A 12,205-nucleotide genomic window follows, 5' to 3' on the forward strand; every position below is an offset into this window, starting at 1 on the left:
GAGTCCTTTCGCGCAGCGAAAGGACTCTGACCCCTGCCTTTGTTCTTTTATTTTCATCACGCGGATGGCGGCGCCCGGAACCTGTCAGGGGGTCGGGCGGTGGGGGTGGGCGGGGGCGTTGAGCGCCATGGATGGCGCGAAACGAGGCCCGCAGGAGCGGCTCTTGCCGTCCCCCGCGCAGCCCCACCGCCCGGCCCAGACCCAGCAACGGCTTTCAGCCACCCGCGAGGGGTCTCACCCGTTCGACCTCCCCCTCAATACCCCGCCGCCTGCCCATCCTTGCGGCTTTCGGATGCGCCGTAGTACACCCCCGTCTCCGGATCGCGCAGGATCGCCTGGTAGCCGCCATACGGACCGTCGGCGAACACCACGCGGTGGCCCTTGCGCATCAGCGCGCGGATCGTGTCATAGGCAAAACCGGTCTCCAGGTTGACCTCGCCGCCATCGCTCATTGCCGTGGCCTGGCCGGTGGGCTCGGTGGATCCTTCGTGCTGGATGCGCGGCGCATCGCCGGCCTCCTGCAGGTTCATGCCGAAGTCCACCAGGTTCATCACGATCTGCGCATGGCCCTGCGGCTGCATCGCCCCGCCCATCACGCCGAAGCTCGCATAGGGCTTGCCATCCTTGGTGATGAAGCCGGGAATGATGGTCTGGAACGGGCGCTTGCCCGGCGCATAGCCATTCGGATGATCCTTCTGCAGCACGAACATCTCGCCGCGATCCTGCAGGATGAAGCCCAGCCCCGGCGGGGCCATGCCACTGCCCATGCCACGGTAATTGGACTGGATCAACGACACCATCATGCCGTCGGCATCGGCGACGGTCATGTAGATCGTGTCGCCCTCTTCCAGCTGTTTCGGCGTGCCCGGCTGCACTTCCTTCAAGGCCTTGTCCATCGAAATCAGCGCACGACGCTCGGCTGCGTACTCCTTGGAAATCAGCTTGGCCACCGGTGCGGCCGGCTGGAAGGCCATGTCCGCGTAGAAGCGCGCGCGGTCGGCGAAGGCCAGCTTCTTGGCTTCCACGAACAAATGCACGTGCTCAGGCGAGCCGAACGGGATCTTCGAGAAATCGTAGCCTTCCAGCACGTTGAGGATCTGCAGCGCGGCAATGCCCTGGCTGTTGGGTGGCAGCTCCCATACATCGTAGCCGCGGTAGTTGCTGCTCACCGGGTCAACCCATTCGCCATGGTGGGCAGCCATGTCATCGAAGCTCAGGTAGCCGCCGTTGGCCTTGAAGTAGCTGCCGATGGTGCGCGCGATGTCGCCCTTGTAGAACGCATCGCGGCCGCCATCGGCGATCTGCTGCAGCGTGTTGGCCAGGTTCGGGTTCTTCCACAGCTCGCCCTTGCGCGGGGCATGGCCGTTGATCGTGAACTGCTCCTTGAAACCGGGGTACTGCGACAGGCGCGGGACCGATCGGTCCCAGTAGTACGCGATGACCTCGGCCACCGGATGGCCTTCGCGCGCGTAACGGATGGCCGGCGCCAGGTTGTCGGCCATCGGCTTGCGGCCGAAGCGCTCATGCAGCGCGAACCAGCCATCGACGGCGCCGGGCACCGACACCGGCAGCGGGCCGGTGGCCGGGATTTCCTTCAGCCCACGACGCTGGAACTCGGCCAGGGTGAGTGATCGCGGCGAACGGCCGGAGCCGTTGTAACCATGCAGTTGCTGGGTCTTCGGATCCCAGACGATGGCGAACAGGTCGCCGCCGATGCCGTTGCCAGTGGGTTCCATCAGGCCCAGTGCCGCGTTGGCGGCGATGGCCGCATCGACCGCACTGCCGCCGCCCTTCATCACCTCCAGCGCGATCTGGGTGGCCAGCGGCTGCGACGTGGCCGCCATCGCATGCGGTGCGATCACTTCCGAACGGGTGGCAAAGCCGTGGCCGGTCACGCGATCAGCGGCGAGGGCAAGCGCGGGCAGCGAAGCCAGCAGGGCAGCGGCCAGCAGGCAGCGGGTCAGTCGTCGGGTCACGGCGGGGAGTTCCTGGAAAGGGATGGCGTGATAGTCGCCTGTCTGCGCGCTGCCGGGTATCCGGCATAGGTCATGGACGTGCGGCGCGGGCAGCCCAACGACTGCGCGAATGGCGTGAACGGCTCGCTGCGCCCCGCAGCGCGACGCTGGTTTCATGCGCAACAATGCAGGCGGCACAAGGCTTTCGCGTGGATTCAGCGGCAACCAATCCGCATCCGTCGACAAGGGTTGACACACCTTGGCGCGCATGTTTTCCTCGGACCCATGTTGCAGCGCCACACGCCACCGCCGACGAACTTCGAGCCCGCCGCCACCGGCGCCGCCTCGCTGCGTTCGCTCCTCGTACTCGTACTTATTAGCCAGCCCACCGGAGCGGGACGAGCCAGCGTGTAAGCAACAGACACACAGGTACTCGATCAGAACCCGCACCGGTCCCGGCGCGGGTTTTTTCGTTTCAGAACAGGGCAACACCCTCCCTCCTCACCCAACACCTCTGCAAGGAACCACCACGATGAGCACCAACGACCTGCCCCAGACCAAGATCGCTGTCGTCGGCTACGGCAGCCAGGGCCGCGCGCACGCACTGAACCTGCGTGAATCCGGCTTCGACGTGGTGGTGGGCCTGCGGCCCGGCGGCCCGACCGAAGTAAAGGCCCAGGCCGACGGCTTCACCGTCAAGGCCCCGGCCGAGGCGGTCAAGGATGCCGACCTGGTCGCCGTGCTGACCCCGGACATGGTGCAGAAGAAGCTGTATGACGAGGTGCTGGCGCCGAACATGAAACAGGGCGCGGTGCTGTTGTTCGCGCATGGCCTGAACGTGCACTTCGACATGATCACCCCGCGCGAAGACCTGGACGTGGTGCTGGTCGCGCCCAAGGGCCCCGGCGCGCTGGTCCGCCGCGAGTACGAGATCGGCCGTGGCGTGCCGTGCATCTGGGCCGTGCACCAGGACAAGAGCGGCAACGCCGCCAAGCACGCGCTGGCCTATGCCACCGGCCTGGGCGGTGCGCGCGCCAATTTGATCCAGACCACCTTCAAGGAAGAGACCGAGACCGATCTGTTCGGCGAGCAGGCAGTGCTTTGCGGCGGTGCCTCGGCGCTGGTGCAGGCCGGCTTCGAAACGCTGGTGGAAGCGGGTTACCAGCCGGAAATCGCGTACTACGAAGTGCTGCACGAACTGAAGCTGATCGTCGACCTGTTCTACGAAGGCGGCATCTCGCGGATGCTGGAGTTCATCTCCGAAACCGCGCAGTACGGCGACTACGTCAGCGGCCCGCGGGTGATCGACGCCGGCACCAAGGAGCGCATGAAGGAGGTCCTGAAGGATATCCAGGACGGCACCTTCACCAAGAACTGGGTTGCCGAATACGAAGCGGGGCTGCCGAACTACAACAAGTTCAAGCAGGCCGACCTGGACCACCCGATCGAGAAGGTAGGCAAGGAACTGCGCGCCAAGATGGTCTGGCTGCAAGGCCAGGCCGCGTAACCCACGCGGCCCTCCCCCACCCGCTCTGCAAGGTTTCCCATGAACATCCCCGCACAACGCAGCGCGCCGCCCAACGGCGCGCGCTGGCTGACCCAGGCGCTGGAGGCCGAAGGCGTGCAGACGCTGTTCGGCTACCCCGGCGGCACCATCATGCCGTTCTACGATGCCCTGGTGGATTCGCGGCTGAAGCACGTGCTGGTGCGCCACGAGCAGGGCGCCGCACTGGCCGCCAACGGCTTCGCGCGTGCCAGTGGCCGGGTCGGCGTGTGCATCGCCACTTCCGGTCCGGGCGCTTCCAACCTGGTCACCGGCATCGCCGATGCAATGCTGGATTCGGTGCCGATGGTGTGCATCACCGGCCAGGTCGCCACGCCGCTGCTGGGCACCGACGCGTTCCAGGAACTGGACGTGTTCGGGCTGACCCTGCCGATCGTCAAGCACAGCTGGCTGGTGCGCAGCGTGGATGACCTGCCACGCGTGGTCGCCGAGGCGTTCCGCATCGCACGCGAAGGCCGTCCCGGCCCGGTGCTGATCGATCTGCCCAAGGATGTCCAGGTAGCCGATGCAAGCCATCTGCCGGTGCATGTGCCGGCCACCGTGGAAGCACCGCCCGCGCCGGCCGAGCAGGCCATCGCCGATGCCATCGCCGCCATTGCAGGCGCGGAAAAGCCGGTGATCTACGCCGGCGGTGGCATCGCGCTGGGTGATGCCGTCGATGCGCTGCGCGACTTCGCTGCGGCCAGTGGGATTCCAGCCGTGCTGACCCTGCGCGGCCTGGGCGCGCTGCCCGCCGGGCACCCGCAGTCGCTGGGCATGCTGGGCATGCATGGCACCCGCGCAGCCAACATGGCCGTGCAGGAGGCCGACCTGCTGCTGGTGCTGGGCGCGCGCTTCGATGACCGTGCCACCGGCAAGCTGACCGAGTTCGCGCCCTTCGCGCGCGTGGTCCACATCGATGCCGATGCGTATGAGATTTCCAAGCTGCGCACCGCCGATGTCGCCGTCCCCGGCAATGTCGCCCAGGCCATCCGCGCCCTGCATGCCGCTTTCCCGGCACCGCCGGCCACGCAGGCGGCCTGGCGCAACCGTTGCGCGCAGCACCGCGAGAAGTTCATCGCCCGCTACGACGCACCGGGCAAGCACATCTACGCCCCGGCCCTGCTGAAGCGCCTGAGCGAACTGGCGCCGGCCGATGCAGTGATCGCCTGTGATGTCGGCCAGCACCAGATGTGGGTGGCCCAGCACTGCCGTTTCAATCATCCGCGCAACCACCTGACCAGCGGCGCGCTGGGCACGATGGGCTTCGGCCTGCCGGCCGCCATGGGCGCCCAGTTCGCCTGCCCGGACCGCACCGTGGTGCTGGTGTCCGGCGATGGCAGCTTCATGATGAACGTGCAGGAGCTGACCACCATCGCGCGCTGCCGCCTGCCGGTGAAGATCGTGCTGCTGGACAACAGTTCGCTGGGCATGGTCCGGCAGTGGCAGGAACTGTTCTTCGCCGAGCGCTACAGCGAGATCGACCTGTCCGACAACCCGGACTTCGTTGCCCTGGCCAAGGTGTTCGGCATCGCCGCGACCCGCATCGATGCACGCGATGACGTCGAAGGTGGACTGGCCGCACTGTTGGCCGAACCTGGTCCGGCGCTGCTGCACGTGGCCATCGATGCGCGTGCCAACGTCTGGCCGCTGGTTCCGCCCAACACCGCCAACAGCACGATGCTGGAATCCAATCCCGCCCATGTCAGCCAGGAGACTCCCAATGCAATACCGGCTTGACCTGGTGCTGCACCCCGCCGAAGGCGCGCTGCTGCGGGTGATCGGCATGGCCGAACGGCGCGGCTTCGCACCGCGCGCGATCAACGGTGCCCCCGATGCCGACGACCACGGCCGCTGGCACCTGCAGCTGGTGGTGGACGGTAGCCGTCCGCCGGAAACCCTGTGCCGGCAGATCGAGAAAATCTACGACTGCGTATCGGTCCAGGTGACCGAACTGCAGGGAGTCGCCGCATGAACGCCCGTACCGTGCAAGCGGTGCCGGCACGGAGGCGTCTTCTTCGCCGCCCGTCGTCGTCGCCGTGCGCACCACGCGTGGTCCCCCATGCCTGCCGCTGACCGCGCCGGCACCGAACCCGACGTAGGCGATGTAACCGTCGCCGACGTGCTGGCCGCGCAGGCCCGCCTGCGCCGCTTCCTGCCGCCCACGCCGCTGCACCACGCTGAACGCTTCGGCACCTGGCTGAAGCTGGAAAACCTGCAGCGCACCGGCTCCTACAAGGTGCGCGGCGCGCTGAACGCGCTGCTGGCCGGCCGCGAGCGCGGCGACCTGCGCCCGATCATCTGCGCCTCTGCCGGCAACCACGCCCAGGGCGTAGCGTGGGCCGCGCATCGGCTGGGCGTGCAGGCGATCACGGTGATGCCGCACGGCGCACCGGCCAACAAGATCGCCGGCGTCGCCCACTGGGGCGCCACCGTCCGCCAGCATGGCGAAAGCTACGACGATGCCTGGGCCTTCGCGGTGGAGCTGGCCCGGCGCCATGACTACCGCTTCCTGTCCGCCTTCGATGATGCCGATGTCATCGCCGGCCAGGGCACGGTCGGCATCGAGCTGGCGCCGCATTCGCCGGACGTGGTGATCGTGCCCATCGGTGGCGGCGGGCTGGCATCGGGTGTGGCCCTGGCGCTGAAATCGCAGGGCGTGCGGATCGTCGGCGCGCAGGTCGAGGGCGTCGATTCGATGGCCCGCGCGATCAGCGGCGACATCCGTCCGATTGCCCCGGTGCCCTCGCTGGCCGACGGCGTGCGGGTCAAGATCCCCGGTTTCCTGACCCGCCGCCTGTGCGCCTCGCTGCTGGACGACGTGGTGATCGTGCGCGAAGCCGAGCTGCGCGAGACGCTGGTCCGGCTGGCGCTGGAAGAGAACCTGATCGCCGAAGGCGCCGGCGCACTGGCGCTGGCCGCCGGTCGCCGGGTTGCCGGACGCCGCAAGTTCGCGGTCGTCTCCGGCGGCAACATCGACGCCTCGGTATTGGCCGGCCTGCTCACCGACGTCCGCCCGCGCGCGCCGCGGAAGCCGCGCCGACGCCGCCCCGAAACCCTGCGAACGCCCGTCGTGGCGGTCGCACTCCCTGCTTTGAAACCTGCTTCTTCCCCTTCCCACCTGCACGCCGCACTGCCCGCTGTCGAGGAGACTTCCCCATGACCACGCCGACCATCGAACGAATTACCCCGCCGCGCATCCGCATCTTCGACACCACCCTGCGCGATGGCGAACAGTCGCCCGGCTGCAGCATGAGCCCGCAGCAGAAGCTGGTCATGGCGCGTGCGCTGGACGAGCTGGGCGTGGACGTGATCGAAACCGGATTCCCGGCCAGCTCCCAGTCCGACCGCGAAGCGATGACGATGATCGGCCGCGAAGTGCAGCGCCCGGTGCTGGCGGTGCTGTCGCGCTGCCTGGCCGCCGACATCGAAACCTCGGTGCGCTCGCTGGACTCGGCCGCACACCCGCGCCTGCACGTGTTCCTGTCCACCAGCCCGCTGCACCGCGAGCACAAGCTGCGCATGACCCGCGAACAGGTGCTGGAATCGGTGCGCAAGCATGTCGCGCTGGCGCGTTCGTACATCGATGACGTCGAGTTCTCCGCCGAGGATGCCACCCGCACCGAACTGGACTACCTGATCGAAGTGTCGCGCGTGGCGATCGCGGCCGGCGCCACCACCATCAACCTGCCGGACACGGTCGGCTTCACCACGCCGGAGGAAATCCGCGCGATGTTCCAGCAGGTGATCGCCGGCGTGGCCGACGTCAGCGGCGCCGAGCGGGTGATCTTCAGCGCGCACTGCCACAACGACCTGGGCCTGGCGGTGGCCAACTCGCTGGCCGCCATCGAAGGCGGTGCCCGCCAGGTGGAGTGCACGGTCAATGGCATCGGCGAGCGCGCCGGCAACTGCGCGGTGGAAGAAATCGCGATGGCACTGAAGGTGCGCCAGGCCTTCTACGACCAGGACACCGCGATCAACACCCAGCGCATCGTCTCCACCTCGCAGCTGCTGCAGCGCCTGGTCGGCATGCCGGTCCAGCGCAACAAGGCGATCGTCGGCGCGAACGCGTTCGCCCACGAATCCGGCATCCACCAGCACGGCATGCTGCGCCACCGCGGCACCTACGAGATCATGCGTCCGGAGGACGTGGGCTGGGAAGATTCGCAGATGGTGCTGGGCCGCCACAGCGGCCGCGCCGCGGTCGAAGCGCGCCTGCGCGCACTGGGCTTCTGGCTGGAAGAAGAAGAACTGAAGCTGGTGTTCGAACAGTTCAAGTCGCTGTGCGAACAGCAGCGCGTGGTCACCGATTCGGACCTGCAGACCCTGATGCAGGGCGGTGCCAGCACCCAGGGCTACCGCCTGGCCTCGATGACCATCAGCGATGTCGGCAGCCGTGCCAATGCGCTGGTCGAATTGTCCGATCCGGATGGCAACCGGGTGGCCGAAACCGCACAGGGCGATGGCCCGGTGGATGCGCTGTTCGGGGCACTCTCTTCGGCCACCGGGGTCAGCCTGCAGCTGGACAGCTACCAGGTGCACAGCGTGGGCATCGGCGCCGACGCACGCGGCGAAGCCAACCTGAGCGTCCGCAGTGGCGATGAGGTGTTCGAAGGCACCGGCACCAGCCGCGACATCATCGAAGCCTCGGCACTGGCCTGGCTGGACGTCGCCAACCGCCTGCTGCGCCAGCGCGAAGCCACGGCCGCCCCTGACACCGCCGCCGCCGCGGCCCACGCCTGAGGAGTCCAGCATGAGCGCCTTCACCTCCGCGACCGTTGATGCCGGCCAGACCTGGGACGCCCAGGATTACGCCATCGACGCCGGCTTCGTGCCGGTGCTGGGCAGCGCGATCGCGCGCCTGCTCGATGCACGACCGGGTGAACGGATCCTCGACCTGGGCTGTGGTGACGGCGTGCTCAGCACCGAACTGGCACTGACCGGTGCCCAGGTGATCGGCGTCGACGCCTCGCCCGAACTGGTGATCGCCGCACGCGCACGCGGCGTCGATGCGCAGGTCATGGATGGCCATGCACTGTCCTTCGATGGCGGATTCGATGCGGTGTTCAGCAACGCCGCGCTGCACTGGATGCGCGAGCCCGACCGCGTGCTGGCCGGCGTGCGGCGTGCCTTGAAACCCGGCGGACGCCTGGTCGCCGAGTTCGGCGGTGATGGCAACATCGCCGCCATCGTCGGCGCCGTGCAGTCCGCCCGCGTGGCGCACGGCCACGGCGAAAGTCCGTTCAGCTGGTACTTCCCCAGCGTGGAGGCGTACAGCGACCGCCTGCGCCAGCATGGCTTCCACGTACAGTTCGCCGAACGCGTGGAGCGCCCCACCCCACTGCCTACCGGCATCGCCGGCTGGCTGCGGGTGTTCGCCGCACCGTTGCTGGCCGACCTGGACAGCACCGCCGCCAGCCGCGTGCGCGTGGCCAGCGAGGCCCTGCTGGCCGAGCTGCCGCGTGATGCGTCTGGCCTCCCACTCGCCGACTATGTGCGGCTGCGTGTGCTTGCACGTCGCCGCTGAGTGTTGACCTCCTCCTGATTACACCCGATGTTCTTCATCGCACCTTCCTGCCAGGCCATCGCATGACCCCCGCACCCAGCACCCTGTACGACAAACTGTGGGACGCCCACGTGGTCGTCCCCGAATCCGACAGCGCGCCCGCCGTGCTGTACATCGACCTGCACCTGATCCACGAAGTGACTTCGCCACAGGCGTTCACCGAGCTGCGCGAACGCGGCCTGTCGCCGCGCCGGCCGGACCGCACCAAGGGCACCATGGACCACTCCACGCCGACGCTGCCCGCGCGCGCCGATGGTTCCCTGCCCTACGCCAGTGCCGCCTCCGAAGCCCAGGTGGCGATGCTGGCCAGCAACTGCGCCGAGTACGGCGTGGAACTGTTCGACATGGCCTCGGCCGACCGCGGCATCGTGCATGTCATCGCACCGGAACAGGGCTTCACCCTGCCCGGCATGACCATCGTCTGCGGCGACAGCCACACCTCCACCCACGGTGCATTCGGTTCGCTGGCCTTCGGCATCGGCACCAGCGAGGTCGGCCATGTGCTGGCCACGCAGTGCCTGCTGCAGCGCAAGGCGAAGACCATGGCGATCACCGTGGACGGCGCCCTGCCGGCCGGCGTCGGCGCCAAGGACGTGGTGCTGCACATCATCGGCGTGATCGGGGTCAACGGCGGCACCGGCCACGTGCTGGAGTTCCGCGGCAGCACCATCGCGGCAATGGACATGGAGCAGCGCATGACCCTGTGCAACATGTCCATCGAAGCGGGCGCACGCGCGGGCATGGTGGCCCCGGACCAGGTCACCTTCGACTGGGTGGCCGCCACCCCGCGCGGCCCGAAGGGGGCCGACTTCGACGCCGCCGTCGAACGCTGGACGCAGTTGCGCAGCGATGACGGCGCGCGCTTCGATGCGGAGGTTTCGATCGACGCGGCCGACATCCGTCCGACGCTGACCTGGGGCACCCATCCGGGTACCGCGATCGCCGTCGACGCGCCGATCCCTGCGGCCAACGATGCCGCTGCACAGAAGGGCCTGGACTACATGCAGCTGCATGCCGGCGACACCCTGCAGGGGACGCCGGTGGACGTGGTGTTCGTGGGGTCGTGCACCAACGGGCGGCTGAGCGACATGCGTGAAGTCGCCCAGGTGCTGCGCGGCCGGCAGGTGGCCGATCGCGTGCGCATGCTGGTGGTCCCGGGCTCGGAAATCGTCAAGCGCCAGGCCGAGGCCGAAGGCATCGATGCGATCGTGCGCGCTGCCGGTGCCGAGTGGCGCGAGCCGGGCTGCTCGATGTGCATTGCCATGAACGGCGACCTGGTGGCTCCGGGCCAGCTGGCGGTGAGCACCAGCAACCGCAACTTCGAAGGCCGCCAGGGCCCCGGCTCCCGCACCCTGCTGGCCTCGCCGATGACCGCTGCGTGGGCCGCCGTCAACGGCCGCGTTTCCGACACCCGCGACCTGTTCAACCAGGAGGTGGCCTGATGAGCGGCTTCCGTACCCTGGCGTCGGCCAGCGTGGTGCTGCGCCAGACCAACATCGACACCGACCAGATCATCCCGGCGCGCTTCCTGTCCACCACCGAACGTGCCGGACTGGGCCGCAACGCGTTCAACGACTGGCGCTGGACCAGCGATGGCACGCCCAACGCCGATTTCGCCTTCAACCAGCCGCAGAACGCCGGCCGCAGCATCCTGCTGGCGGGGCGCAACTTCGGCTGCGGTTCCTCGCGCGAACATGCACCGTGGGCGCTGACCGACCTGGGCCTGCGCGCGATCGTAAGCAGCGAGATCGCCGACATCTTCCGTGGCAATTCGCTGAAGAACGGACTGCTGCCGGTGGTGCTGGACGAAGCCGACGTGCAGGCGCTGATGCAGCGCCCGGACGACGTGCTGACCATCGACATCGCCGCGCGCGAGCTGCGCACCCCCGATGGCCGCGTCTACACTTTCCCGCTGGACGGCTTCTCGCAGACCTGCCTGCTGGAAGGTGTCGACCAGCTGGGCTACCTGCTGGGCCGCGTCCCCGACATTGAACGTTACGAGACTGAACATGCACGCTGAGATCGTCGTACTGCCCGGTGATGGCATCGGCCCGGAAGTGGCCGCCGCCGCCGTGGCCGTACTGGAAGCCGTCGCCACCCGCTTCAACCACACCTTCACCTTCAACGAACACGACATCGGCGGCATTGCCATCGACCGCCATGGCGAGCCGCTGCCCGCGAGCACGCTGGACGCCTGCCGTGCCGCGGACGCGATCCTGCTGGGCGCGGTGGGCGGCCCGAAGTGGTCCGATCCGAATGCGAAGGTACGTCCGGAGCAGGGCCTGCTGGCGATCCGCCGTGCGCTCGGCCTGTATGCCAACCTGCGTCCGGTACGCACGCATGAAGCGGCGCTGGGTGCTTCGCCGATCAAGGCCGAACTGCTGCGCGGCGTCGACTTCGTGGTGGTACGTGAACTGACCGGTGGCATCTACTTCGGTGAGAAGACCCGCACGGCCGACGCCGCCAGCGACCTGTGCAGCTACAGCGTGGAGGAGATCGAGCGGGTACTGCGCAGCGCCTTCGAGCTGGCCCGCCAACGCCGTGGCAAGGTCACCTCGGTGGACAAAGCCAACGTGCTGGAAACCTCGCGGCTGTGGCGCGACGTCGCCACCCGGCTGGGCCGGGACGTGTTCCCCGACGTGGCGCTGGAACACCAGCTGGTGGACTCGATGGCCATGCACCTGCTGGCCAAGCCGCGCGAGTACGACGTGATCGTGACCGAGAACATGTTCGGCGACATCCTGACCGACGAGGCGTCGATGCTGGCCGGGTCGCTGGGCCTGCTGCCGTCGGCATCGCTGGGAGAACCCGGTGCGGTCGGCATCTACGAGCCGATCCACGGTTCGGCGCCGGACATCGCCGGCAAGGGCATCGCCAATCCCTACGCGACGATCTTCAGCGCGGCGATGCTGCTGCGCCATTCGCTGGGCCTGGAAGTGGAGGCGGCGGCGGTGGAAGCCGCCGTGCACGCGGCGCTGGATGCCGGGGTGTTTACTGCCGACCTCGCCGCTGCGGGTGCTGCGGTGTCTACCGCGGAGGCCACCGCAGCCGTTCTCGAACGACTGCAGGGCTGAGGCAACGTCAACGTCAACGTCAACGTCAGAAGCTGCAGGGCTGTGCGGTTGGCGGGACGGGGCAGGT

General features: G+C 68.2%; 10 protein-coding genes. 9 read left to right on the top strand and 1 reads right to left on the bottom strand.

What is annotated here, in order from left to right; translation table 11 throughout:
- Positions 1-254 precede the first annotated feature (254 nt).
- Positions 255-1,976: a gamma-glutamyltransferase gene (ggt, locus tag RTX79_RS11305; RefSeq protein WP_057509296.1), complete on the bottom strand. Its 1,722-nt coding sequence runs from the start codon at positions 1,974-1,976 to the stop codon at positions 255-257.
- A 511-nt stretch (positions 1,977-2,487) separates the two neighbouring features.
- Here ggt and ilvC point away from each other — a divergent pair.
- The 9 genes from ilvC to leuB all read left to right on the top strand — a co-directional run bounded on the left by ilvC (position 2,488) and on the right by leuB (position 12,138).
- Positions 2,488-3,462: a ketol-acid reductoisomerase gene (ilvC, locus tag RTX79_RS11310; RefSeq protein ID WP_057509297.1), complete on the top strand. Its 975-nt coding sequence runs from the start codon at positions 2,488-2,490 to the stop codon at positions 3,460-3,462.
- Between the two features lie 39 nt (positions 3,463-3,501).
- Entirely contained in the window at positions 3,502-5,238 is a 1,737-nt protein-coding gene (gene ilvG / locus RTX79_RS11315) for an acetolactate synthase 2 catalytic subunit (RefSeq protein ID WP_312683792.1), read from the top strand.
- Positions 5,222-5,473, top strand: coding sequence for an ACT domain-containing protein (locus tag RTX79_RS11320; RefSeq protein WP_057509299.1), 252 nt, complete (start codon positions 5,222-5,224; stop codon positions 5,471-5,473). Before ilvG ends, RTX79_RS11320 begins: the two co-directional genes overlap by 17 nt.
- 87 nt (positions 5,474-5,560) lie before the next feature.
- Positions 5,561-6,661 (top strand): threonine dehydratase, encoded by a 1,101-nt coding sequence (locus RTX79_RS11325; RefSeq protein WP_312683794.1) that lies wholly within the window; start codon positions 5,561-5,563, stop codon positions 6,659-6,661.
- Positions 6,658-8,241: a 2-isopropylmalate synthase gene (locus RTX79_RS11330; RefSeq protein ID WP_057509301.1), complete on the top strand. Its 1,584-nt coding sequence runs from the start codon at positions 6,658-6,660 to the stop codon at positions 8,239-8,241. Before RTX79_RS11325 ends, RTX79_RS11330 begins: the two co-directional genes overlap by 4 nt.
- A gap of 10 nt (positions 8,242-8,251) precedes the next feature.
- Positions 8,252-9,025, top strand: a complete 774-nt coding sequence (locus RTX79_RS11335) for a class I SAM-dependent methyltransferase (protein ID WP_312683796.1) — start codon at positions 8,252-8,254, stop codon at positions 9,023-9,025.
- 62 nt (positions 9,026-9,087) lie between these two features.
- Positions 9,088-10,506, top strand: coding sequence for a 3-isopropylmalate dehydratase large subunit (gene leuC / locus RTX79_RS11340; protein ID WP_312683798.1), 1,419 nt, complete (start codon positions 9,088-9,090; stop codon positions 10,504-10,506).
- The gene (gene leuD / locus RTX79_RS11345; RefSeq protein ID WP_057509304.1) at positions 10,506-11,084 is read left to right on the top strand and encodes a 3-isopropylmalate dehydratase small subunit; all 579 of its coding nucleotides are present in this window, start codon (positions 10,506-10,508) and stop codon (positions 11,082-11,084) included. The genes leuC and leuD overlap by 1 nt, the downstream gene beginning before the upstream one ends.
- Complete coding sequence (gene leuB, locus RTX79_RS11350; protein WP_312683800.1) at positions 11,074-12,138, top strand: 3-isopropylmalate dehydrogenase; 1,065 nt, start codon at positions 11,074-11,076, stop codon at positions 12,136-12,138. The genes leuD and leuB overlap by 11 nt, the downstream gene beginning before the upstream one ends.
- Positions 12,139-12,205 lie beyond the last annotated feature (67 nt).

This window comes from Stenotrophomonas chelatiphaga, assembly GCF_032054965.1.
GTDB lineage: Bacteria > Pseudomonadota > Gammaproteobacteria > Xanthomonadales > Xanthomonadaceae > Stenotrophomonas > Stenotrophomonas chelatiphaga.